At 72.0% G+C, this 23,668-nt stretch carries 18 protein-coding genes and 1 pseudogene; 15 read left to right on the top strand and 4 right to left on the bottom strand.

Annotated features, from left to right (window positions below):
* The first annotated feature begins 126 nt into the window (after nt 1–126).
* Together hflX and O7608_RS26025 are read left to right on the top strand one after the other, a co-directional pair.
* A complete protein-coding gene (gene hflX, locus O7608_RS26030; protein WP_289211039.1) occupies nt 127–1,566 on the top strand; it encodes a GTPase HflX in 1,440 nt (479 codons plus the stop codon).
* Between the two features lie 72 nt (nt 1,567–1,638).
* Nucleotides 1,639–3,342, top strand: coding sequence for a hypothetical protein (locus O7608_RS26025; RefSeq protein WP_289207073.1), 1,704 nt, complete (start codon nt 1,639–1,641; stop codon nt 3,340–3,342).
* A 55-nt stretch (nt 3,343–3,397) separates the two neighbouring features.
* On the opposite strand, the gene lexA is transcribed toward O7608_RS26025, so the two are convergent.
* Nucleotides 3,398–4,192, bottom strand: coding sequence for a transcriptional repressor LexA (gene lexA / locus O7608_RS26020; protein WP_421357183.1), 795 nt, complete (start codon nt 4,190–4,192; stop codon nt 3,398–3,400).
* A gap of 460 nt (nt 4,193–4,652) precedes the next feature.
* Between lexA and nrdR the strand changes: the two genes are divergently transcribed.
* The 10 genes and pseudogenes from nrdR to O7608_RS25975 all read left to right on the top strand — a co-directional run bounded on the left by nrdR (nt 4,653) and on the right by O7608_RS25975 (nt 17,753).
* Nucleotides 4,653–5,150 (top strand): transcriptional regulator NrdR, encoded by a 498-nt coding sequence (gene nrdR, locus O7608_RS26015; protein WP_289207072.1) that lies wholly within the window; start codon nt 4,653–4,655, stop codon nt 5,148–5,150.
* Between the two features lie 170 nt (nt 5,151–5,320).
* A pseudogene (locus tag O7608_RS32035) lies at nt 5,321–5,791 on the top strand (hypothetical protein); the annotation flags it as partial.
* Entirely contained in the window at nt 5,789–9,526 is a 3,738-nt protein-coding gene (locus tag O7608_RS26010) for a vitamin B12-dependent ribonucleotide reductase (protein WP_353850583.1), read from the top strand. The pseudogene O7608_RS32035 and the gene O7608_RS26010, both read left to right, overlap by 3 nt.
* A gap of 306 nt (nt 9,527–9,832) precedes the next feature.
* Nucleotides 9,833–10,711 carry a hypothetical protein gene (locus O7608_RS26005; protein WP_289207071.1) on the top strand — a complete coding sequence of 293 codons (879 nt, stop codon included), beginning with the start codon at nt 9,833–9,835 and terminating at the stop codon, nt 10,709–10,711.
* Nucleotides 10,693–11,781 carry a glycosyltransferase gene (locus O7608_RS26000; protein WP_289207070.1) on the top strand — a complete coding sequence of 363 codons (1,089 nt, stop codon included), beginning with the start codon at nt 10,693–10,695 and terminating at the stop codon, nt 11,779–11,781. The genes O7608_RS26005 and O7608_RS26000 overlap by 19 nt, the downstream gene beginning before the upstream one ends.
* Nucleotides 11,768–12,781 (top strand): glycosyltransferase, encoded by a 1,014-nt coding sequence (locus O7608_RS25995; RefSeq protein ID WP_289207069.1) that lies wholly within the window; start codon nt 11,768–11,770, stop codon nt 12,779–12,781. The genes O7608_RS26000 and O7608_RS25995 overlap by 14 nt, the downstream gene beginning before the upstream one ends.
* Nucleotides 12,781–13,839, top strand: a complete 1,059-nt coding sequence (locus O7608_RS25990; RefSeq protein WP_289207068.1) for a glycosyltransferase — start codon at nt 12,781–12,783, stop codon at nt 13,837–13,839. Before O7608_RS25995 ends, O7608_RS25990 begins: the two co-directional genes overlap by 1 nt.
* Nucleotides 13,836–15,080: an O-antigen ligase family protein gene (locus O7608_RS25985; RefSeq protein ID WP_289207067.1), complete on the top strand. Its 1,245-nt coding sequence runs from the start codon at nt 13,836–13,838 to the stop codon at nt 15,078–15,080. The genes O7608_RS25990 and O7608_RS25985 overlap by 4 nt, the downstream gene beginning before the upstream one ends.
* A gap of 16 nt (nt 15,081–15,096) precedes the next feature.
* On the top strand, nt 15,097–16,374 hold the full coding sequence (locus tag O7608_RS25980) for a hypothetical protein (RefSeq protein WP_289207066.1): 1,278 nt from the start codon (nt 15,097–15,099) through the stop codon (nt 16,372–16,374).
* Nucleotides 16,371–17,753: a glycosyl hydrolase family 28-related protein gene (locus O7608_RS25975; protein WP_289207065.1), complete on the top strand. Its 1,383-nt coding sequence runs from the start codon at nt 16,371–16,373 to the stop codon at nt 17,751–17,753. Before O7608_RS25980 ends, O7608_RS25975 begins: the two co-directional genes overlap by 4 nt.
* On the opposite strand, the gene O7608_RS25970 is transcribed toward O7608_RS25975, so the two are convergent.
* Complete coding sequence (locus tag O7608_RS25970; RefSeq protein ID WP_289207064.1) at nt 17,750–18,814, bottom strand: LCP family protein; 1,065 nt, start codon at nt 18,812–18,814, stop codon at nt 17,750–17,752. The two genes, O7608_RS25975 and O7608_RS25970, sit on opposite strands and share 4 nt — an antisense overlap.
* Nucleotides 18,815–19,003: 189 nt before the next feature.
* Here O7608_RS25970 and O7608_RS25965 point away from each other — a divergent pair, with 189 nt between their 5' ends.
* A complete protein-coding gene (locus tag O7608_RS25965; RefSeq protein ID WP_289211036.1) occupies nt 19,004–20,374 on the top strand; it encodes a sugar transferase in 1,371 nt (456 codons plus the stop codon).
* Between the two features lie 45 nt (nt 20,375–20,419).
* A complete protein-coding gene (locus O7608_RS25960) occupies nt 20,420–21,358 on the top strand; it encodes a DUF2332 domain-containing protein (RefSeq protein WP_289211035.1) in 939 nt (312 codons plus the stop codon).
* A 24-nt stretch (nt 21,359–21,382) separates the two neighbouring features.
* Here the strand turns inward: O7608_RS25960 and O7608_RS25955 are convergent, their stop codons facing one another.
* The gene (locus tag O7608_RS25955; RefSeq protein ID WP_289207063.1) at nt 21,383–22,297 is read right to left on the bottom strand and encodes an alpha/beta fold hydrolase; all 915 of its coding nucleotides are present in this window, start codon (nt 22,295–22,297) and stop codon (nt 21,383–21,385) included.
* Between the two features lie 90 nt (nt 22,298–22,387).
* Between O7608_RS25955 and O7608_RS25950 the strand changes: the two genes are divergently transcribed.
* The gene (locus O7608_RS25950) at nt 22,388–22,912 is read left to right on the top strand and encodes a CGNR zinc finger domain-containing protein (RefSeq protein ID WP_289207062.1); all 525 of its coding nucleotides are present in this window, start codon (nt 22,388–22,390) and stop codon (nt 22,910–22,912) included.
* Between the two features lie 28 nt (nt 22,913–22,940).
* On the opposite strand, the gene O7608_RS25945 is transcribed toward O7608_RS25950, so the two are convergent.
* Nucleotides 22,941–23,501 carry an MFS transporter gene (locus O7608_RS25945; protein ID WP_353850464.1) on the bottom strand — a complete coding sequence of 187 codons (561 nt, stop codon included), beginning with the start codon at nt 23,499–23,501 and terminating at the stop codon, nt 22,941–22,943.
* Nucleotides 23,502–23,668 lie beyond the last annotated feature (167 nt).

Genomic DNA, 23,668 nt, shown 5'->3' with positions numbered 1-23,668 from the left:
TAAGCCCCTGTCGGTCGGAACCGGCAGCGCCGACGGGTGCGAATTGTAGGTGCGTCCCGGCCGCCCGCGTGTCACGATCGATACCTGAGGAGGCAACTTTTGCGTACTTATCGTGCCGACGAGGTCGTGCACCCGTCGTTCGCCCCGCCGACCGTCGACGACGCGGCGGCACCCGAGACCGCCGACACCGCCGGCGAGCTGGAACTCGCCGACCGGCACGCGCTGCGCCGGGTGGCCGGGCTCTCCACCGAACTCACCGACATCACCGAGGTGGAGTACCGCCAGCTCCGGCTGGAACGCGTGGTGCTGGTGGGAGTCTGGGACGCCGGTACCGTCGTCGACGCGGAGAACTCGCTCACCGAGCTGGCCGCGCTCGCCGAGACCGCCGGTTCCCAGGTGCTCGAGGGCCTGATCCAGCGCCGCGACCGCCCCGATCCCGCCACCTACGTCGGTCGCGGAAAAGTCGGCGAGCTGGGCGACGTCGTGCTGGCCACCGGGGCGGACACCGTCATCTGCGACGGTGAGTTGTCCCCGTCGCAACTGCGCAACCTGGAACAGTCCGTCAAGGTCAAGGTGATCGACCGGACGGCGCTCATCCTGGACATCTTCGCCCAGCACGCCAAGAGCAAGGAAGGTAAGGCCCAGGTCGAGCTGGCCCAGCTGGAGTACCTGCTGCCCCGGCTGCGCGGCTGGGGCGAGACGCTGTCGCGGCAGACCGGTGGTAGCGGTCGCGGCGGCGGCGCCGGCGGCGGCGTGGGTCTGCGCGGCCCCGGTGAGACCAAGCTGGAGACCGACCGGCGCCGGATCCGGACCCGGATCGCCCGCCTGCGGCGGGAGATCAAAGGCATGCGGACGGTACGCGAGACCAAACGTGCCCGCCGTACCCGCAACGCCGTTCCGGCGGTGACGATCGCCGGCTACACCAACGCCGGCAAGTCCAGTCTGCTCAACCGGATCACCGGTGCCGGGGTCCTCGTCGAGGACGCCCTGTTCGCCACCCTCGATCCGACCACCCGCCGGGCGCACACCGCCGACGGCCGCGTCTACACGCTCTCCGACACCGTCGGCTTCGTCCGGCACCTGCCGCACCAGATCGTCGAGGCGTTCCGGTCCACCCTCGAGGAGGTCGCCGAGGCGGACCTGGTGGTGCACGTCGTCGACGGCGCGCACCCGGATCCGCAGGAGCAGGTACGGGCGGTGCGCGAGGTGCTCTCCGAGGTCGGTGCCGACCGTCGCCCCGAGCTGCTGGTCGTCAACAAGATCGACGCCGCCAGCGAAGAGGAGCTGCTGCGGCTCAAGCGGCTGTGGCCCGACGCCGTCTTCGTCTCCGCCCGGCAGGCCCGGGGGATCGAGGACCTGCGGGCCGCGATCGAGCAGCGGCTGCCCCGTCCGTCTGTGCAGGTCCGCGTCGTCCTGCCGTACCACCGGGGTGACCTTGTCTCGCGGGTGCACCACCGCGGCGAGGTGCTCGCCACCGCCCACACCGGTGCCGGTACGCTGCTGCACGCCCGGGTCGACGACGCGCTCGCCGCCGAACTGCAACCATTCCTTGCCGACGATGAGTGACTTTCTTGATGACGTCCAGTGATTGATCACTGTGTAACACCAGCGCTGAGGTCGGCGTGCGACACTCGTCGGATGCGTCGGTTTCTCACCCCGGCCGCGGTCCTCGGCGGGCTGCTCGCGACCTACGTCGCACTGCCGGCCGGTCCCGCCCTGGCTCTGCCCGCGCAGGACCCGGCCGGCGCACCGGCGGCCGGCGAACGGGTCTGCGAGATCACCGACGAGCGGCTGCGGGAGCTGTCCGGTCTGGTCGCCACCGCCGACGGCTACGTCGTCGTCAACGACGGCACCGAGGTCGACCGCAACGAGCGGATCTTCTTTCTCGACTCGTCCTGCGAGGTCGACGACACGGTCGCCTACCCGTCCCGGCCGCTGGACCCGGAGGACCTCGCGCTCTCCCCGGACGGGCAGACGCTCTGGATCGCCGACATCGGCGACAACCCGACCAACGACGAACGTCGGGAACGCATCGCCCTGTGGTCGTTGCCGGTGGACGGCTCCGACCAGCCGGTGATCCACCGGGTGAGTTACCCGGACGGCCCGCACGACGCCGAGGCACTGCTGATCGGCCCCGACGGCGTCCCGCTGATCATCACCAAGGAGACCGGGCCCGCCGGCATCTACCGGCCGGTCGAGCAGTTGCGCAGCAACAACGACGACCCGGTGCCGATGGAGAAGGTCGGCGAGCTCGAACTTCCCCGTACCGCCACGCCCAACCTCTTCGCCGCCGCTGGGCGGCTCACCGTCACCGGGGCGGCCCGCTCCCCGGACGGCACCCGCGTCGTCATCCGCACGTACGCCGACGCCTTCGAATGGGACGTGCCCGCCGACGGTGACCTGGTCGCCATCCTGACCGGCGAGGAACCCCGGGCCACCGCGCTCGCCGACGAGTTCGGCGAAGCGATCGCCTACACCCCGGACGGCACCAGCTTCGTCACCGTCTCCGACGTCGCCACGCTCGACGAGGACACCCCGGTGGAGATCCTGCGCTACACGCCGAGCACCGAGGTCGCCGCCGAGGTCGCCGCCGACGGCGACGACGGGCAGGAGGGCCCGTCCTGGCTCAACCGGATCACCCTTCAGGACATCAACTATCTGATCGCGTCCGTCGGCGTACTCGGTGCCCTGCTCGTCGGGGTCGGCATCTACGGCATCGTCCGGGCCCGCCGCCGGGTGCGCCGCAACGGCGCCCGGGAGACCGTCCGGGCCGACCGCGACGACGACGGCGATTCGGCGTACGCCAGTGACAACCTGGTCAGCGGCGCGTACGCCAGCGGTGCGCTGGGCAGCGGTGCGGTGCCCACCGGCGCGGCCGGCGGGGCGAAGTCCGGCGGCGTCTACGGCGCTGCCAGGCCTGTCGCCGGGGCCGCCCGACCGCCGGCGGCCGGCGGACCGCCCCCCGTCGCCGGGGCCGCTCCCCGGGGCGGCGGCGGTGTCTATGGCGGGCAGAAGCCGTCCGGCGGCGTCTACGGCGGCGGTCCCGCCGCGCCGCGTCGGGAATCGGGCGGCTACCGCGCCGCCGGGGTGGTCGACTCGGGCGCGGTCTACGGCGCGGCCACGCCGGCTCCGCCACCCCCGCCGGCCCGGCCCGGCGGCGGAGTGTACGGCGGTGGCCGGTCCGCCGGCGGCAGCGACGTCGGTGGCGACTACCCCGGAGAGGGCTATCCGGCGGACCGCTACGACCAGCCCCGGGCCGGCGGCCGCCCGCCCGAGCGTGGCCGCGGCGGGCGGGACGCCGGAGTCTACGGGCGACCCGCCGCCGACCACCCCGACGACTGACGGGCCGCCGGGCGTCCAACCGGCTGACCGGGGCTGCCGTGGTGACGCGGCGGCGTCAGACCCGGCGCAGCACCGCCACGACCCGACCCATGATCGTCGCTTCGTCGCCAGGGATCGGATCGAACGCCGCGTTGTGCGGCATCAGCCACACGTGGCCGTCGCGTCGCCGGTAGGTCTTCACCGTGGCCTCGCCGTCGATCATCGCCGCGACGATCTCACCCGAGTCGGCGGTCGGCTGCTGACGCACCACGACCCAGTCCCCGTCACAGATCGCGGCGTCGATCATCGAGTCGCCCTTGACCTGCAGCATGAACACCTCGCCCTCGCCGACCAGCTCACGCGGCAACGGGAAGACGTCCTCCACCGCCTGCTCCGCCAGGATCGGACCACCGGCCGCGATCCGGCCCAGCATCGGCACGTACGCCGGTGCCGGCCGGGAGGCCCGCGCCGCCTCGTCGTCGGCGACCTCGGCCGGCGGCCGCACGTCCACCGCCCGTGGCCGGTTCGGATCCCGCCGCAGGAAGCCCTTCCGCTCCAACTCCTTGAGCTGGTACGCCACGCTCGACGGGGAGACCAGGCCGACGGCCTCGCCGATCTCCCGCACGCTCGGCGGGTAGCCGTGCCGGTCGACCCAGGTCCGGATGAACTCCAGGATCCGGCGTTGCCGGGCGGTCAGTTCGCTGGTGGCCGGGTCGGGGAAGGAACTGACCACCGAGGTCACCGCCCGCAGTCGTGCCTCGCCCGACCGGCTGGCGCGCCCCGCACGCACCGATGCGCCCGCGTTGGCTGTCGTCGCGGCACCCTTGCCGGCGCTCTGCCGGGGCGATCCGGTCCTGTCGTCGGTCGACACGTGCGTCCCTTCCCCTGCCGCCTCAGATTCCGCTGAGCCGGCGTACCGTCGGTGTTGACCATGACCGTAGTCAGAGAATCGGCCCGGTTCAAACATCTGTACGAGGTGCGTCGGCGTGTCGTGTCGGCGTTCGATGCGGCGCACCGTGATTCTATCGTACTCATGTTCTAATGACGTGCCCCTGGTGGTGCTGTCACGCTCCTGCCGGTAACCCTCGGCCGTGGTCGGGTGTTGGCAGAGTGACGACGCGCCGAGGTGCGCCGGTCAACTTGACCGGACCCCGGTTGCGGAATACCGTCGACCCCAACATCTAGTAGTTACAAGGGCGTAAGTCGTCTACAGGTTGGGTTCATCGTCGGGAGCGGCGCTCCCAGCGAGTGGACCTCACGTACCCGTGTGGCGGTGCGGGCGACGACCACCCGGTAGCGACCACACCCGGCCCCACGGAAAGGACCTCGGCATGCGTTGCCCGTACTGCCGGCACGCCGACTCGCGCGTGGTCGACTCCCGTGAGGCCGACGACGGTCAGCTCATCCGCCGCCGCCGCTCCTGCCCGGAGTGCGGCAAGCGGTTCACCACGGTCGAGGAGGCGGTCCTGGCCGTGGTCAAGCGCAGCGGCGTCACCGAACCGTTCAGCCGGTCCAAGATCATGGGCGGGGTACGCAAGGCGTGTCAGGGCCGTCCGGTGGACGACGACGCCATCGCCCTGCTGGCGCAGAAGGTCGAGGAGACCGTCCGCGCCAAGGGCGCCGCCGAGATCCCCAGCCACGACGTCGGTCTGGCGATCCTCGGCCCGCTGCGCGAACTCGACGAGGTGGCGTACCTGCGGTTCGCCAGCGTCTACCGGTCCTTCGACTCCCTCGACGACTTCGAGCGCGAGATCGACACGCTGCGGGCCGCGGCTCAGGCGCGGGCCGCCGGCGCGGACCCGGTGGTGGCCGGAGCCGGGCCCGGCTGACCGGGCCGAGGTGGCCCGGCAGACTGCCGGGCCGCGACCGGCCGTGCACCAACAGGGCGTACGCCCTCCCTCGCCGGACCCGGCGCGGGCGGGGCGCGAAAAAGCTGGACAGCACAGACGGAAACGAACGCGTGGCACGACGCTGCGCGAGAGCCTGAGGGGGCGATCAGATGGCGGGGGATGGTGTGACCGCGAAAACAGGCGGTAGCGGTGGTAGTGGCACGGCCCGGGCCAACGGCAAGGCGGGCACCGGCGCGGCGGCCAACGGCAACGGTCGGGTGCGGGCCAAGGCGGCCGGCACCGGCGGGCTCACCGTCGAACGGGTCTGGACCACCGAGGGTGTCCACCCGTACGACGAGGTGACCTGGCAGCGCCGCGACGTGGTGATGACCAACTGGCGGGACGGCTCGATCAACTTCGAGCAGCGTGGTGTCGAGTTCCCGGAGACCTGGAGCGTCAACGCGGCGAACATCGTCACCACCAAGTACTTCCGGGGGGCGGTGGGGACCCCGCAGCGGGAGTGGTCGCTCAAGCAGTTGATCGACCGGGTGGTGCAGACCTACCGGGCCGCCGGCGAGCAGCACGGCTACTTCGCCACCGGCACCGACGCCGAGATCTTCGAGCACGAGCTGACCTGGATGCTGCTGCACCAGGTGTTCAGCTTCAACTCGCCGGTCTGGTTCAACGTCGGCACGGCCTCCCCGCAGCAGGTATCAGCGTGTTTCATCCTTTCTGTGGATGATTCGATGGATTCCATCCTCGATTGGTACAAAGAGGAGGGGCTGATCTTCAAGGGTGGCTCCGGCTCCGGCGTCAACCTGTCCCGGATCCGCTCCTCCAAGGAGTTGCTCTCCAGCGGTGGCACCGCCTCCGGCCCGGTCAGCTTCATGCGCGGCGCCGACGCCTCGGCCGGCACCATCAAGTCCGGTGGCGCCACCCGCCGGGCCGCCAAGATGGTCATCCTCGACGTCGACCACCCGGACATCGAGGAGTTCGTCCTCACCAAGGCCCGCGAGGAGAACAAGATCCGGGCGTTGCGCGACGCCGGGTTCGACATGGACCTCGGTGGCGCGGACATCGTCAGCGTCCAGTACCAGAACGCCAACAACTCGGTCCGGGTCTCCGACGAGTTCATGCGGGCGTACGAGGACGGTGGCAGCTTCGACCTGCGCGGTCGGCTCGACGGCTCGGTGATCGACACCATCGACGCCAAGAAGCTGTTCGGGACCATTTCGCAGGCGGCCTGGGAATGCGCCGACCCGGGTCTGCAGTACGACGACACCATCAACGACTGGCACACCTGCCCGGAGAGCGGACGCATCACCGCGTCCAATCCTTGCTTCACTGGCGACACCCTGGTCCACACCGACAAGGGCCTGATCCGGTTCGACGCACTCGTGGACCGGAGCCGGCAGGGCGAATCGTTCGGTGTCTACACCCACGACGCCACCAACCCGGATGCCCCCGCCGACCAGGTCGTGCTGACCCGTCCCAAAGCGGTCATGATCACCGGGACGAACGAGATCACCCGGCTCGAGTTCAGCAACGGCATGGTGCTGCGCTGCACCCCGAATCACCGGATCTGGACCACCAACCGGGGGTACGTCGAGGCCAAGGACCTCACCCCGGACGACCAGATCCTGCCGCTCAACCAGCCCACCCCGGCGACCGCCGCGTCCTGGGAGTTCCGCATGCGCGCGGACGCCAGTGTGTCACCCGGCGACGTCGTCCCGACCAAGTGGCAACGCGAGTCCCGACTGCCGGAGAAGTGGACCGAGGACTTCGCCCACCTGCTCGGCTGGCTGGTCGGCGACGGCTCAGTCCGGGAAGGCACCCCGGGCGTACGCGGCAACGGACCCGGTGCCAGCTGGGTCTACAGCCAGTCCGACCCGGAGGCGATCATCGAGCGGCACCAGAGTGTGCTGGAGAGCATCGTCGGCCTGCGATTCGATCCGGTGCAGATGCCCAATGGCACCCTGCAACTACGCAGCAACCGTACTGCCGTCGTCGAGTTCCTGACCGGGCTCGGCGTGAGCACCGCCCGCGCCGTGGACAAGCGGCTGCCGTCGTCGGTGCTGGAGGCGCCGCCCGAGATCCAGGCCGCCTTCCTACGCGGGCTGTTCGACGCGGACGGCTGCGCCGCCGAAACCGCCAACGGCACCCGTTACGTCGGGCTCGGCGCGGTCTCGATCGAACTGCTCCGCGAGGCGCAGCGTCTGCTGAGCGGGTTCGGCATCGGCAGCCGGATCTACGCCACCCGCAAGGCCGGTGACACCACCTTCCGGTACACCACGAACAGTGGCGACGAGCGCGAGTACCATGGCAAGCAGCTCTACGACCTGCGGATCAGCGGGGAGAACATCGGCCTGTTCGCCAGCCGGATCGGGTTCGACCACCAGGCCAAGGCCCAGCGGGTGGCCCATTGGCTCGAGCAGCACCGGTTCTACCGCACGGATCAGACGGCGAGGTTGGTCAGCCGTGAGTTCGACGGTTTCGAGACCACCTACAACCTGTCCGAGCCGCGCAACCACTCGTACATCGCCAACGGCGTGGTCGTCCGGAACTGCTCGGAATACCTTCATTTGGACAATTCTTCGTGCAATCTTGCGTCGCTGAATCTGATGAAGTTCCTGCGAGCCGACGGCGGCTTCGAGGTCGAGAAGTTCGTCCGCTCCGTCGAGTTCGTCATCACCGCGATGGACATCTCCATCTGCTTCGCCGACTTCCCGACCGAGAAGATCGGTGAGACCACCCGGGCCTACCGGCAGCTCGGCATCGGCTACGCCAACCTCGGCGCCCTGCTGATGGCCTCCGGAATGCCGTACGACTCGGAGGCCGGCCGGTCCTACGCCGCCGCCATCACGTCGGTGATGACCGGTACGGCGTACCGCCGCTCGGCCGAACTCGCCGGCGTCGTCGGCGCCTACGACGGCTACGCCCGCAACGCCGAGGGCCACAAGCGGGTGATGCGCAAGCACGCCGCCGCCAGTGACGAGATCCGCCCGACCGGACCGGTGGCAACCGCCCTGGCCCGCGAAGCGGCTCGGCAGTGGGAGATGGGCAACAAGCTCGGCGAGAAGAACGGCTGGCGCAATTCGCAGGCAAGTGTGCTCGCGCCCACCGGGACCATCGGTCTGATGATGGACTGCGACACCACCGGGGTGGAGCCGGACCTGGCGCTGGTCAAGTTCAAGAAGCTGGTCGGCGGCGGCTCGATGCAGATCGTCAACCAGACGGTGCCCCGGGCGCTGCGTAGTCTCGGCTACCCGGAGGAGCAGGTCGAGGCGATCGTCGAGCACATCGCCGACAACGGTCACGTGGTGGACGCACCGGGTCTGCGGACCGAGCACTACCCGGTGTTCGACTGCGCGATGGGGGAGCGGTCGATCGCGCCGATGGGGCACGTGCGGATGATGGCGGCGGTGCAGCCGTTCATCTCCGGGGCGATCTCCAAGACGGTCAACATGCCGGAGGCGGCGACCGTCGCCGACGTCGAGAAGATCTACTACGAGGGCTGGAAGCTGGGCCTCAAGGCGCTGGCGATCTACCGGGACAACTGCAAGGTGGGTCAGCCGCTGTCGGTGGCAAAGAGCGACAAGGCCACCCAGGCGGCTACCGCCGAGCAGACCGCCGCCGTCGAGAAGATCGTCGAGAAGGTCGTCGAGTACCGGCCGGTGCGCAAGCGGCTGCCGAAGAAGCGCCCGTCGGAGACGGTGTCGTTCTCGGTCGGCGGTGCCGAGGGCTACCTGACCGCGTCGTCCTACCCGGACGACGGCCTCGGCGAGGTCTTCCTGAAGATGTCGAAGCAGGGTTCCACGCTGGCCGGGGTGATGGACGCCTTCTCGGTGGCCATCTCGATCGGCCTGCAGTACGGCGTACCGCTGGAGACCTTCGTCGCGAAGTTCACCAACATGCGCTTCGAGCCGGCCGGCATGACCGACGACCCGGACGTGCGGATGGCGGCGTCGGTGATGGACTACATCTTCCGTCGCCTGGCGTTGGACTTCCTGCCCTACGACCGTCGCGCCGAGCTGGGCATCTTCACCGCCGCCGAGCGGACCGCGCAGATGCGGGCCGAGGCGGAGGCGGAGAGCGCGGCGTCGGAGCTGTCGGCGATGGCGGTGTCCGCGCCGGTCGAGCCGAAGCACCCGGAGGCGCCGGCCCCGTCGTCAGTCGAGCCGGTCAGCGGTACGGCGGACGCGCCGGCCGCCGCCGCCCCGGCGCCGGCCTCGGTGCATTCGTCGACGGAGCTGCTGGAGGCGGTGATCGGCAAGGCTGCCGACGCGCCGCTCTGCTTCACCTGCGGGACGAAGATGCGCCCGGCGGGTAGCTGCTACGTCTGCGAAGGCTGCGGATCCACGTCCGGCTGCAGCTGACACCAGTGGACACCGGAGGGGTTCGGCCAGCAGGCCGGACCCCTCCGGTGTGTCCGGTGACCATGGTCGCGGTGCCGGTCCTGAGTCGAGGCGGCTGATATCGTGCCGCTCGTGACTGATGAAGCGGCCCGGTCAGGGCAGCAGTGGCCGGGCGGTGGGCAGGGGCCCGGCGAGCCCGTCCAGCCGGGTCACGCAGGCCAGCCGGTCCAGCCGGGTCAACCTGGACATCCGGTCCAGCCGGCCCAGCCGGGCGCGATGCCGACGTCGTCGCCACCCGGTCCGTGGTCTCCGCAGGCCGGACCGCCGGTGCCCACGTCTCCGGCGGCGGCCGCCCCGTACGGCCGGGACGAGTTCGGCCTCGACATCGCGCCGGCATCCGGTGGGTTCCCCGCCGCGCCCACCACCGGCGGCTACGCCGGACCACCGGCGGATGGCGGCTATCCCGCCGCGCCGGCCTTCGGCGGCTATCCTGCGCAGCCCGGCACGGGAGACTACTTCGCGTCGTCGTACCCGCCGATCGAGCCGTCGCCGCCGCCGCAGCGCCGGATCCTGCCGTTGCCGGCCCCGCCGCCCCGGCGGATCTGGCCCAGCCTGGTCGGGGGCCTGCTCGTCGGTGCCCTGGTGGCCGGCACGGCGGCGTTCTTCGTCGGCCGGGCCACTGTGGATGCCGCTGACGCGGTGCCGGTGGTCGCTGCCCAGCCGCCGGCGATCACCGAGCTGATCGAGGCCAACCGGGCCAGTTTCCCCGACGACCTGCTCCCGGTGGCGCAGCCGTGGCTGGCCGACATGAGCGACTGTGTCGCCGACACCGACAGTGACGGTCCGACGTTGGACCCTGGCCAGCGGTCCCATGTGCTGTGCCGCGACGGCGGCATGTACCTGCACTTCGTCGCCTATGTCTCGGCAGACGCCAAGGCCGCCGACCTGAGCTTCCGGCGGCAGATCGCGTTGAACTCGTCGAGCGTCCTGCCCGGTGCCGACCAGCCGGACCGCAAACTGGGTGGGGTCACCGGGGTCGGCGGCACCTACGTGGAGTACGCCGTGCGCGCCGGCGAGGACCCGGCATTGTGCGGGGTGTGGTGGAGCCCGGACGACACCGACACGGCCGTCTACGTGGACGTGCTGTGTGACAGCCTCGGTGGGGAATGGGAGCCGCTGCGCGCGGTGTGGCAGCGGCACAGTTGATGGCCGACCTGCTGGCCGACCGGTCGGTGGCGGTGGTGCACGAGTGGTTCAGCGCCGTCGGCGGTTCGGAGAACGTCTTCCTGGCCATCGCCGACCTGGTTCCGCACGCCTCCCGGCACGTGCTGTGGGCCGAGCCGGGCGCCGACCCGGCCGGGCTGCGGCAGACGTGGCTGGCCCGTACCCCGTTGCGTCGGTCGAAGGCGCTCGCGTTGCCGGTGATGCCGCTGGTCTGGCGTACGGCCGGCCGGCCCGCCCCGGACGTGGTGATCTCGTCGAGTCACGCGTTCGCGCACACGGTGAAGTTCGGTGACCCGGCGCGGACCCGGCACCTGAGTTACGTGCACACCCCGGCCCGGTACGTGTGGTCGCCGGATTTCGACGGTCGGGGGGCGAATCCGCTGCTCGGGCTGCCCCGGGCGGCGTTGCGTCGGGTCGACCGGTGGGGTGGGCGGCACGTGCACGCGTACGCGGCCAACTCCGTGGAGGTCCGGGACCGGATCCGGCGGTTCTGGCGCCGCGACGCGACCGTGGTCAACCCGCCGGTGGACGTGGAGTTCTTCGGCGCCGGGCCGGACGGTGACCGGGACTACCTGCTCGGCGTGGGACGGTGGATTCCGTACAAGCGGTTCGACCTGATGATCGAGGTGGCGGAGCAGGCCGGGATGCCGCTGGTGCTCGCCGGGTCCGGCCCGGCCGAGGCGCAGCTGCGTCGGCGGGCCGGGTCCGCCGTACGGTTCGAGGTGCGTCCGTCGCGGGCGCGGCTGCGCGAGCTGTACGCCGGGGCGGCGGCGCTGCTGTTTCCCGCGCACGAGGATTTCGGCATCGTGCCGGTCGAGGCGCAGGCCGCCGGTACCCCGGTGGTGGGGCTGGCCCGTGGTGGTCTACTGGAGACGGTGGTGCACGGGGAGACGGGGATGCTGGCCGACTCGACCGACCCGCGGGTCCTCGCCGGGCTGCTCGCCGAGGTGCCCCGGCTGGACCGGGCGCGGATCCGGGCGCAGGCGGCCCGGTTCAGCCATGCCCGGTTCGCGCAGCGGATGACGAGGTGGGTCGACGATGCCGTCGGGTGAGCGCCGGGTGACGGTGCTGGACGCCAGCGGGGTCGGCCCGGGTGGGATCACCCGGATGTTGCGGGAGGTGGTGCGGCACTGGCCGACCGATCACGACCTGCGGATCGTGGCCGCGCCACCGGGGTTCGAGGCGGCCACCGGGGTGGTGGTGAGTCACCAGTCCGGCGGCCGGGCGGGCACCATCGCCGCCGCGACCGCCGTCCTGCGCCGGCAGCGGTCCGGGCGGGTTCTGTCGCTGAGCCCGTCGATCGCGGTCGCCGGTGCCCGGCTGCCGGTGGCGACGATCGTGCACGACGTGGCGTTCCGGCTCTGGCCGGCGGGCCTGTCGCGGTCGGTGCGGGCGTACCGGCGGTGCAGCTACGCGACGGCGCTGCGCCGCTCCTCGGCGCTGCTGTGCGTCAGCGACCGGACCCGCCATGATCTGCTCGGCCTCTACGGGGTGGCCGGTGACCGGGCGACGGTCTGGCATCCGGGCAGTGACCTGGCCGCGCCCGGGGTGGGGCCGCCGCTGCCGGCCGAGTACGTGCTGGTCGCCGGCCACGCCCCGCACAAGGGGGTCGAGTTGGCGATCGAGGCGGTCCGGGCGGTGCCCCGGTACACGTTGGTGGTGCTGACCGGCGGGACCCGGCATTTCCGGGACGATTCCGGCCGTACCGTGTTCCTGGACCGGTTGGACGACGCAGCCTACGCGGCGACCGTGGCCGGTGCCGCCGCGTTCCTGATGCCGAGCCATTTCGAAGGGTTCGGGCTGCCGGCGGCGGAGGCGCTCGCCCTCGGCGTTCCCACGATCGTCTCGCCGGATCCGGCGTTGCACGAGGCGACCGCCGGGGCGGCGGTCCGGATGCGGGACTGGTCGGTCGGGGCGCTGGTCGAGGCGTTGACGCGGGTCGAGGCGTCGACGGGGGTCGAGGCGGTGACGCGGGTCGGGAAACCGGGGCCGGTGGCGGTACGCAGCTGGCGGCAGGCCACGGCGGAGCTCGTCGAACGGCTGTGGCGCTGATGCGGATCGCGATGGTGCACGCCTCGTTCACGGTCCGGGGCGGGGCGGAGCGCTACATCGACGACCTGACCGCCAGCCTGGTCGCCCGGGGCCACCAGGTGCGGGTCTTCACCGCCGCGGACCGGCCACGGTGGTCGGCGCGGCTGCCCGGTAATGTCGCCGTGCACCTGGGCGACCTGCTGGACCCGACCGGTCTGCGGCCGGCGGACCTGCGGGAGTTCGCGCCCGACGTGGTGCACGTGCACAACTGGCAGGGGCTGGGGGTGCCGGTGGTGGCCCGGCTGGCGGCCGCGTACCCGACGGTGCACACCGTGCACGACCACGCGGTGGTGGACCCGAACAACACGATGCGCAACGTGGGCCGGTCGCGGCTGCTGGACGCGCTGCTGCGGGCCCGCTCGGCGTGGATCCTGCGGCGGTTCACGCGGCTGCGGCTGCTGTGCGCCACCGACCGGGTCCGTGACACGGTGCTGCGCGGCGCGTCGGGTGCCCGGCGGCCGACCAGCCGGGTGGTGCCGCTGGCGGTGGCGACCGACTGGAACCGGCGGGCCTGGCCGGTCGGCGACCGGCGGACCTTTCTTTTCCTTGGCGCGTTGAGTGCACACAAGGGCCTCGATCAGCTGCTGGACGCCTGGGACGGGCCGGGCACCCTGCTGGTGGCCGGGGACGGGCCGCTACGGGCCCGTGTCGAACGGTCCGGTCCGTCGGTGCGGGCGCTGGGCTACCTCGACGAGGCGGCGAAACGGGCGGCGGTCGGCCGGGCCGGCTGGCTGGTGTTTCCCAGTACGGGGGCCGAGACGTACGGTCTGGCCTGCGCCGAGGCGCTGATGGCCGGCCGGCCGCTGATCGCCGGCGCGCACGCGCCCCCGCCGATGGCGGCCGGGACGTCGACGCTGCTCTACACCGGCGTCGACGGGCTGCGCGTCGCCCTGCGGCGGGCTGCGGCGATGCCGCCCGACGAGTACGCCGCGATGGCGGCGTCGGCGGCCGCCGACGGCCGAAAACTGGACTGGGACGACCACGTCAGTGCCGTACTCGACGCCTACGAGGAGCGATGATCACCGCACCACCGCCGCGCACGACGTCACGCTGGGACCGCATCGACGAGTACGGGCTGCTGTTCGTGCTGGTCGCGAGCACCGCCCCGCTGGCCCTGTCCGGGCTGTCGTGGCTGCTGTTCGGCGGCCGGTCCTGGGTGATCAACCTGGCCGCCGCCGTGGTCACCTGCGCCCTGGCCGCCGGGGTGGTGCTGCGCCGGGGCGGCGACCTGCCGGTGCGGTGGGTGGCGGTCGGCGCGGCCGCCGCCGGGGTGGCGGTGATCTGGAGCGTCATCGGTATCGCCCACCACGGGACGGCCCAGACCGTCACCGGTCTGCGGCTGATCCTGATCCCGGTGGCGCTCGCCGTGATCGTCGCCGCGCTCGCCCCGGACGCGGTCCGGCGGCTGCTCACCGCGTTGTCCTGGATGGTCGTCGCGAACGCGGTGGCCGGGGTGGCGCAGGTGCTGATCGGCCCGGCGACCCTGGTCGAATGGGGGTTCAGCCCGCACCACAACGTCCGCTACATCGACGGGGTGTTCCGGGTGCCCGGCCTGACCGAGTTCAACGCCGAACTGGGCCTGCTGGCCGGGGCGTACCTGCTCGGCTACGTGGCCTGCTGGCTGACCCCGAAACGCCGGCCACTGTCGGTGCTGTGGCATGTGGCCGCCACGGCGGCGGTGCTGTGTCTGGTGTTGAGCACCAGCCGCTCCGGCGCGCTGCTGGTGGTGGCCGGCGTGACCGGTGCGCTGGTGCTGCCGTACACCCGGTCCCGGGCCCGGCGGCTGCTCGCGGTCGCGATCGCCGGGTCGATCGCGGTCGGTGTCGCGGCGACGTTCGTGGTGATCGGCGCGGGCGGCACCGCCAGCCTGTTCGAGCGGTTCGGTGTCTGGGGTGACCTGCTGGCGACGGTGCCGCTGGCCGGCGACGGCATCGGCGCGGCCGGTGGTGCCTCGTACTCGCGGGTGGCCAGCTCGCCGCCGCGGTTCGTGGACAACTACTTCCTCAACGTCGGGTTGCAGTTCGGTCCGGTGGTGATGGTGCTGCTGCTGGCCGCCACGGCCTACGCCCTGGTGCGCCTGGCCCGGGCGTCGGCCGGCCGGCCCGAGCTGGTCCTGCCGATCGCGCTGCTCAGCGGGCTGGCCGGGGCGAGCCTGACGGTGGACACCTGGGAGTTCGCCTCGACGATGCTGACGCTGATCCTGTTCGGCTACCACGGCCTGCGGCCCGACCCGACAGCGTCCGACCCGGCCCGGCGATGACACGGCCCGGCACGTCATGATCCGGCGCGGCACGGTGCTGGTCGGGCGGCTGCAGCGGTCGCAGCTGTCCGTGCAGGCGTCGACCCGGTCGGCCAGCATCGCGGTGTTCCTGCTGGCGTCCTGGGCCGACCATGGTCACGTCGCGCTGGTGGCGTTCCAGGGTGCCCTGCTCGCCGTCCCGTACACCCTGATCGAGGCCCTGGTCGGCCGTCCGCAGTCGGCCGGGGTGGTGCCGGCCGGGTGGGACCGGCAGGCGTGGGCGACCCGGGTGGCGGCGGTGGTCACGCTGCCGGTCGCCGTGGTCGGCGTCGCGGCGGTGTCGGTGGCGCTGCCGCAGACCAGCGTCGCCGACCGGCTGCTGGTCGTGGCGCCGGTGCTGCTGCAGCTGCCGCTGGAGGCGCTGTTCTGGTCGATGGCCGCCGACCGGGGGCGGCGGCGGGCGAACCTGGTACCGCAGCTGGTCGCGGCCGGCACCATCGGGACCGCCGTCCTCTTCTTCGTCGTCGGCGCCCGGCTGGAGATCGCGGCGGTGCCCGGCCAGCTCGCCGTACTGGCCTGGGCGTTGGGCACCGGGCGCCGCACCCGGACCCGCGGCCGCGTCCCTGGGCGGACCCGGCCGGGCCTGCTGGCCGGGCTCCGACCGGGCCTGACCTACTGCCTGGCGGCGGCGGTCGACCTGGGGTACGTCGTGGCGTTGCCGGCGGTCGCCGCCGTGGTGGCCGGCCCGGCCGCGATCGTGGTGCTGCGGGCGATGGATCTGGCGTTCGGTCCGTTCCATGTGGCGTTGGCCGCGACCACCCGCGAGGACCTGGTGGCCGGGCGGGCCGCCCGGTTACGCACCGGGACCCGGCTGCTGACCGTGGTCCTGCTGGTCGGGGTCAGCGGGCTGCTGCTGGCCAGCGCCGGGGTCCGGGGGCTGCTGGCCGCCGAGCTGGCCACGGCCGGCCTGGTCCCAGTGGCGCTGTATGCCGCGTACAAAGCCGCCGTGATGGTGTCGACCTGGCTGTCGGTGCGGCACATGGTCCGGGCGGCACCTCGGACGTTCCTCGTCTCGGCGGTCGGATCACGGACGATCGCGGTCGTCGGGCTGGTTGCCGCGCTGCTGTGGGTGGACGCTGTCGGTGGCCTGTTCGGGCTGCTCGCCGTGGGGGAGACACTGGTCGCCCTCTGGTATGCGGCCCGCCTGGCGGCGACGTCGGCCCCGCCGCCCACCGCACCGGCTGTGGAGATTGTCAGGCCGCGCGATCCATCGACTACTCTCGTCACGTCCCGTCAGCCGCAGGAGAAGTCATGAGACCGCAGCCGCCCGGCGAGCGAACGCGGCCGTCCGGCGAGCCGCACCCGCGTCGGGCCGTGCCGCGTCGGCGGGCGATCGTCACCACCGCCGCGCTGCTCGCCGGCACCGGGGTCGGCGGGATCGGCGCTGCGGCGTACGGCAGCGGGCTGGCCGCGGCGGCCGAGCGGGACTACGACGTACGGGAGTTCGGCGCCGTCGGCGACGGCAGTACCGACGACACCCACAGCCTGCAGCGTGCCCTGGACGCCGCCCGCGCCACCGGCGGCATCGTGTTCCTGCCGCCGGGCGTCTACCTGACCCGCCAGCTCACCCTCTACTCCCGGGTCCACCTGCGCGGCTCCGGCGGCGACGCCACGATTCTGCGGCTGGCCCCCGACAGCAACACCGCCGTCGTCGAGTCCGACGGCTTTGCGGCGCAGTCGCGGGCCGGCAGCGACGCCGGCATCACCATGTTCAGCGTCCGAGACCTGACCGTGGACGGCAACCAGGGGGAGGGCAACCCGGTCAGCTGCGGGCTGCGGCTGTACGGGTACGGCTACGAACTGACCGACCTGACGGTGTTCAACTGTGGTGCCGACGGGGTGGTCAGTGGCTGGGGGACCGCCGGGCACCTGCCGGCACCGTCGCATCAGATGGAGTCGCGGGTCACCGGTCTGCGTACCCACGACAACGGCGGCCACGGGGTCAACTTCGCCGGGCCGCACGATTCGATGTTCCTCAACTGCCTGTCGTTTCAGAACGCCGGCACCGGGTTTCACCTGGACGGCAACTCGTACGGCACCCTGATGGTCAACTGCCACGCGTGGGGGGTACGGCAGAACGTCTCGTTCGAGCTGGCCGCTTCCGGCATCGGCTGTGTGAACTGCTACGCCGACCTCGACGGCGGGGTCGGCGTCCGGATCTCCCGTAACGACTGCCGCTGGCTGGCCGGCTACGTCCAGGGGGCCAACCACCCCGGCCCGGCCACTGAGATCGGCATCCAGTTCGTGCCCGGTGCCGTCGCGGCGGAGCCGGCCTGCGTCACCGTCGACACGTTGATCCGCAACTGCGCGACCGCCGCCGTCGACTTCGGTGCCGACCGTGGCTTGTCGAGCGTGCGGGCCACCCTGTCCCAGCCGGGAGTGGCCGGCGTCGCAGGCACCGGGCTCGGCTGGATCGGCCGGCCGGCACCGGACACCCAGGTGGAGATCACCCACGGTCTCGGGCATCCGAAGAACCTGGTCGTGCGGCCCGCGTTCGACCTGCGGGCCGAGCCGACGCCGCCGGCCCCGCACGACAGCCAGGTCCGGGTTTTCGCCCGCGAGGTCGACGGCCGTACCCAGCTGTGCGCCCGGTTCGCCAACGGCGAGGTGCGGGTCCTGGCCGCCGACACCTAACCGGCGGCGGTGCCGGTGGCCGCGATGGCCGCCGTGTCGTCGCGGCGGACCGCGTCGTAGAACGCCTCGGCCCGGGCCGTGTCGGGAAGCACCACGCTCTGGTCGCCGCGCATCCCGGTGCCCGAGGTGGGGCTGGTGTAGAAGCTGAGGTTCCCGCTGCGCAGATGGCGCAGGTCGGTGGCGACGCCGACGATGTTGAGGGTGTCGTCGACGGCGACGGCGTCGGCGGTGGCCCGCAGGAACGCGTTGAGCCGGCCCGGGTTGGTGAGGATCCCTCCCGACGACGCCTTGTCGATGATCGCCCGGATCACCTGCTGCTGGTGGCGGATCCGGGCGAAGTCGCCGTCGGCGAACGCGTACCGCTCCCGGGCGTAGTCCAGCGCGGCGGCACCGTCCATGGTCTGCGGTCCGGCTTCGAATCGGCGGATGCTGTCCGGGTTCAGCGAATGTGTGGAGGTGAACGCCTCCTCGACGTCGATCTCCACTCCGTCGAGGGCGTCCACGATGTCCTTGAAACCGGCGAAGTCGACCATGACCACATGGTCGATCCGTACCCCCGTGTAGTTTTCGACGGTCTGCACCATCAGCGGTGCACCACCCCAGGCGTACGCCGCGTTGATCTTCGCGTCGGTGTCGCCGTACCGGCCGTCGGCACTGCTCGGCACGTGGATCCAGGTGTCCCGGGGAATGGAGACCAGCTGCGCGCCGGAGCGGTCCGCCGGCACGTGCATCAGGATGATCGTGTCGGCGCGGGAACCGCCGGTCGACCCGGGGTCGCGCGTGTCGCTGCCCAGGATCAGCAGGTTCATCGCGTTCGCCGCCACCTCCTCACGTACCGGACGCTCCTCCTGCGGCACCTGGTCGAACGCCTCGATGCGGACGATGTCGGCACCGATGTCCCGGGCGTACCACCACGCCGCGACCGCGCCACCACCGCCGAGCAGGGCGAGGACGACCAGGGTGACCAGCGTCGTCCGCAGCCACCGCCGTCGTCGGGGTGGGGCGGCCGGCGACCGGGCGGGAGCTGCGGCGTCGTCGGCGGACGTCGTGTCGGCGGGCATGCCCGGATGGTAGCGGCTGCGCGGCAATCGACGGCCGCCGTATCATCTGGACGGCTGGTCAGCTTCTCGGGGGACGTCGTCATGACACAGGTGGAGGCCGTACCACGGCAGCGTACGGTGTCGACGGTCGCACCGCTGGGCCCGGCGGCGGCACCGCCGGCCGGGCACCGCAGCGCGCTACGGGCCTGGATGCTCACGCTCCCCGTCGACCTGGCCGCGTTCCTGCTGCCACTGGCCTGGAACCGGGACCACTGGAAGGGCGTCATCGCCGCCAGCCTGGTCACTGTGGCCATCTTCGCCCTGGGTGGACTGTACGCCGGCCGCCGGCACGTCAGCTTCCTCGACGAGCTGCCGCAGCTGTGCGTGCGGCTGCTGGCAGCCGCCGCCGTGGTCGCGATCGTCGCCGCCGAACGGCACGACTCGGTGGACTACGTCGCCGGGTTCATGCGGGTGGTCGCGGTCAGCGCCGGGCTGGTGCTCCTCGGGCGGCTGCTGACCCGGCTGGCCGTGGTGCTCGCCCGCCGCCGCCGCTGGGTCGAGCACGTCGCCGTCATCGTCGGCGGCGGCCCGGTCGCCGCCGAGCTCGCCCGGCTGCTGCACCGCTACCCCGAGTACGGCCTGCACGTCGTCGGGTTCGTCGACGTGGCGGCGACCGGGCACCGGGGCACCGACGCGGCCGCGACGGGGCACCGGGGCACCGATCTCGCCGCGACCGGGCACTGCGGTGCCGACGGCCCGCCGCTGCTCGGCGGCTTCGACCAGATCGAGGAGCTGATCCGCCGGGTCCGGTGCGAGGTGGTGCTGATCGCCGACGTCGACTGTAGCGACGAGGAGCTGCTGCGGGTCGCCCGGCTGCCCGGGGTCGCCGCCTGCGATCTGTGGGTGGTGCCCCGGCTGCGGGAGTTCCACGCCCGCAACGGCATCCCCGACCACATCGGCGCGATCGGGGTCAGCCGGGTCACCCCGCCGTCGCTGACCGGCCCGCAGTTCGCGGTGAAACGCGCCTTCGACATCGTCGCCGCCGGCGTCGCCCTGGTGCTGCTCAGCCCGGTGCTGGCGGCCTGCGCCGTGGCGACCCGGGTCGAGGGTGGCCCCGGTGTGCTGTTCCGGCAGGTCCGTGTCGGGCGGCACGGTCGGTCGTTCGAGCTGCTGAAGTTCCGGTCGATGCGGCCCGCCGACGAGATGGAGGCGCAGACCACCTGGTCGGTGGCGGACGATCCCCGGCTGCGCCCGGTCGGCCGGTTCCTGCGCCGTACGTCGTTGGACGAACTGCCCCAGCTGTGGAACATCCTGCGCGGCGACATGACCGTGGTCGGCCCGCGCCCGGAACGCCCCTACTTCGTCGACCAGTTCTCGGTCGACTACCCCGAATACGCGATGCGTCACCGCGTACCGGTCGGGCTGACCGGGTTGGCGCAGGTCAGCGGTTTGCGCGGCGACACGCCGATCTCCGACCGGGCCCGGTTCGACAACTACTACATCGAGAACTGGTCGCTCTGGCTGGACGTGAAGGTGATCCTGCGGACAATCCTGGAGGTTCTGCGGGGCGGCGGCCGCTGACGCGGCGATCATGGGGCGGTGATCGCCGCAGAACCGACGCCGAGGTTGTCGACCGCCCAGTGGTACGCCGACTTCGCCCGCCGGCAGGCGTCCGGGGTGTCGCCCAGCTACGAACGGCTGGCGTACGCGGTCTCCGGCGACGACGACATCCTCGGTCTGCTGGACTCGGTGCCGCCGCCGACCCGGCAACCCAACCTGCTGTTCGGCGTGGTCCGGCTGCTCGGCGGGCCGGTCGACGACCCGGCCGCGTTCCACGACTTCACGGTGGCGCACTGGCCGGCGGTCGAGGCGCAGCTGCGTCGCCGGTTGACTCAGACCAACGAGGCCGGGCGGTGCGCCGTACTGCTGCCGGTGCTGGCGGCGTTGCCGCAGCCGCTGGCGCTGCTCGAAGTCGGCGCGTCGGCGGGCCTGTGTCTCTACCCGGACCGGTACGCCTACCGCTACGACGGCGGCCCGATCGTGGGGGACGGCGAGCCGCTGCTCGACTGCGCGACGGCCGGCTTGACGCCGCCGGGTACCCGGCCGGAGGTGGTGTGGCGGGCCGGGCTGGACCTGACCCCGCTGGACGTCACCGACGCCGACGACGTCGCCTGGCTGGACGCGTTGATCTGGCCGGAGCAGGAGCATCGACGGGCCCGGCTGGCGGCCGCTGCGGCCGTCGCGGCGGCCGATCCGCCGCTGCTGGTCCGGGGTGACCTGGTCGACGACCTGCCGGTACTGGCCGCGTCGGCGCCACCGGACGCGACGCTGGTGGTGTTCCACACCGCCGTGCTCTACCACGTGCCGGCTCCGCGCCGGTCGGTCTTCGTCGACCTGGTACGCGGTCTGCCGGGTCACTGGGTGGCGAACGAGGGGCCGGACATCCTGCGCCACGGCGCGCTGCCACCGCCACCGGACGACACCCTGCACAACGTGCTCGCTCTGGACGGCCGGCCACTGGCCTGGACCCGTCCACACGGCCAGGGGATGACCTGGTTCGGCTGACCGCCGACCCGGGCGGCGGCCGTTTCACAGGTGGGTGGTTCTCGCGTCGGGGGTTGTCGCCGGCCGGGTTGTCGGCAGCGCGCGGGACAGGAACCCCCGGATGTGGCCGACCACGGTGTCCAGGTGGCTTTCCAGCAGGAAGTGACCGCCGCCGGGCACCAGGTGGATCTCGGCGTTCGGAAGGTCCCGCGCGAAGGCACGCGCCCCGTCCGGCCCGAAGATCAGATCCTCGGCCCCCCAAACGGCCAGTAGCGGCACCTGACTGCGCCGAAAATACGCGTGCAGCTTCGGGTACAGTGGAGGGTTGGTGGCGTAGTCGCGGAAAAGCGCCAGCTGTGCCAGGTCGTTGCCGGGGCGGCTGATGTCGCGGTGGTCGTACGTCCAGGTGTCGGGGTCGACAAGGTCGGGGCGGTCCACGCCGTGCAGGTACTGCCAGCGGATGGCGTCCAGACCGAGGGCGGTGCGCACCGCCGGCTCCGTGTCCGGTCCTGGATCGTCGGCGTACGCCCATACCGGCGTCCAGAAGTCGGGGACGAAGCCGTCGTCGTACCCGTTGCCGTTCTGGCTGACGACCGCAGTGATCATGTCGGGTGCGCGGAGGGCGAGTCGCCATCCGATGGGAGCGCCGTAGTCCTGCACATAGATGGCGCAGCGGGTGACGCCGAGCTCGGCCAGGAACGCTTCGGTGACGTCGGTGAGCGCGTCGAACGTGTACGGGAACGCGTCGGCGGGCGGGGCGTCGGAGTGGCCGAAGCCGATGTGGTCGGGGGCGATGACGTGGAACCGGTCGGCGAGTCGCGGGATCAGCCGGCGGAACATACGTGAGCTGGTGGGGTACCCGTGCAGGAGCAGCAGCGTCGTCGCGTCGCGGGGGCCGGCCTGTCGGTAGAAGACGCGGTGCCCTCGCACGGTGGCGTACCGGTGGTGGACTTCGACCATCTCTAACCCTCTCAGAGCTTCGTGGTGGTTATCTAGCTTCAAGTGGACCCGATCTGCGATAACCTGTCAAGAGCGGCGAGGGGGTTAGTGGTGAGGGTGGGTGAGGTCACCGTGCTCGACGAACAGGCGCTGATTGAGGCGCTGAACAGCACACCCGTGGTGGACGGCCGGCCACAGGACCGGTGGGCCGACGACACCGCACTGCGGCAGTGGGCACACCGGCACGGAGGCTCCGACGACCCGGCAACGACCACCTGGCTGCGGACCGCCAGAGATGCGCTGCAGACCGCCACCCGCGGTGCCGTGCCCGAAGCGGACCTGCGGCGGATCCTCGCCGGCGTCCAGCAGCTGCCCGAGGTCGACGCGTCGGGCCTGCGCTGGCGTCTGTATGGGCCCCCCGACCGGATGCTCGCCGTGCAGCTGGTGCTCGCCTGGTTCGACGTACAGGCCCGGCTACCCGGCCGACTGCGGCCCTGCGACAACACCGAGTGTCGCCTGTTCCACCTGGACCGCAGCCGCGCCAACACCGCCCGCTGGTGCTCGATGAAGACCTGCGGCAACCGGCTGAAGGCGCGCCGACACCAACAACGCGCCCGCCGGGAGCCGGCGCCCTGAACAGGGCAGCCCAACCCACGGCACGGACTCAGGTTCCAGGATGTTCGCCCAGCGTTTCCAGCCTGGGGGCGCACCTGATCTGGCGGCTCGTCGTCGATGCCGCCGCGACGACGGCCAGCCACGCCGCCAGGGTGGCGAAGGTCGGCACCGCACCCAGGGTCTCCAGCGCTATGCCGCCGAGGAGGGCGCCCACGGGGCGGGCACCCCAGCCGATCATCCGGGAGGCGCCGTTGACCCGGCCCTGGAGCCGGTCGGGGGTCAGGGCGTACCGGTAGGCGGTGGTGGTGTTGAAGATCGGGCCCATCAGTGCGCCGACCGTGTAGACCGCCCCCAGCGTGAACACGGTCGGGGCCAGGGCCAACGCCGCCATCTGCGCGACCCAGCACCAGAGTGCGCCGATCATGACCACGTTCGGGGCGACGAGGCGTTGCACCGGTGGGGCCACCAGGGCGCCGGCGATCGCGCCCACGCCGAAGAGGCCGAGGAGGACACCAACGCCGGTCGGGGACGCGCCGAGGTCGGTGGCGCGCACGATGACGGCCAGGCTGAGGGCGCTGAAGGCCAGGTTGCCGGCCGACGCGATCGCCACGAGGGTGCGCAGTAGGTGCTGGCGCCACAGCCAGCGGACGCCTTCGGAGATTTCTGCCAGCAGGTGGCGGTGCTGTGCTACCCGTTGCCCTGCTGTTGGAGGTAGGCGGCCACCTCGTCGGGGACGCTGATACTCAGCTTGACGGTCATACTTTCGACCCACTCATC

This window comes from Solwaraspora sp. WMMA2056 (assembly GCF_030345095.1).
Lineage (GTDB): Bacteria > Actinomycetota > Actinomycetes > Mycobacteriales > Micromonosporaceae > Micromonospora_E.
Note: the sequence above shows the minus strand (reverse complement) of the source record. Positions and strands in the feature narration are given on the sequence as shown.

What these genes read in the sequence shown, in the direction of transcription:
- O7608_RS26025 (WP_289207073.1), top strand. Translation starts at nt 1,639, where the DNA reads ATGCGTCGGTTTCTCACCCCGGCCGCGGTCCTCGGCGGGCTGCTCGCG.
- nrdR (WP_289207072.1), top strand. Translation starts at nt 4,653, where the DNA reads ATGCGTTGCCCGTACTGCCGGCACGCCGACTCGCGCGTGGTCGACTCC.
- O7608_RS26010 (WP_353850583.1), top strand. Translation starts at nt 5,789, where the DNA reads ATGCTGCTGCACCAGGTGTTCAGCTTCAACTCGCCGGTCTGGTTCAAC.
- O7608_RS25995 (WP_289207069.1), top strand. Translation starts at nt 11,768, where the DNA reads ATGCCGTCGGGTGAGCGCCGGGTGACGGTGCTGGACGCCAGCGGGGTC.
- O7608_RS25990 (WP_289207068.1), top strand. Translation starts at nt 12,781, where the DNA reads ATGCGGATCGCGATGGTGCACGCCTCGTTCACGGTCCGGGGCGGGGCG.
- O7608_RS25985 (WP_289207067.1), top strand. Translation starts at nt 13,836, where the DNA reads ATGATCACCGCACCACCGCCGCGCACGACGTCACGCTGGGACCGCATC.
- O7608_RS25980 (WP_289207066.1), top strand. Translation starts at nt 15,097, where the DNA reads ATGATCCGGCGCGGCACGGTGCTGGTCGGGCGGCTGCAGCGGTCGCAG.
- O7608_RS25975 (WP_289207065.1), top strand. Translation starts at nt 16,371, where the DNA reads ATGAGACCGCAGCCGCCCGGCGAGCGAACGCGGCCGTCCGGCGAGCCG.
- O7608_RS25970 (WP_289207064.1), bottom strand. Translation starts at nt 18,814, where the DNA reads ATGCCCGCCGACACGACGTCCGCCGACGACGCCGCAGCTCCCGCCCGG.
- O7608_RS25965 (WP_289211036.1), top strand. Translation starts at nt 19,004, where the DNA reads ATGCTCACGCTCCCCGTCGACCTGGCCGCGTTCCTGCTGCCACTGGCC.
- O7608_RS25955 (WP_289207063.1), bottom strand. Translation starts at nt 22,297, where the DNA reads ATGGTCGAAGTCCACCACCGGTACGCCACCGTGCGAGGGCACCGCGTC.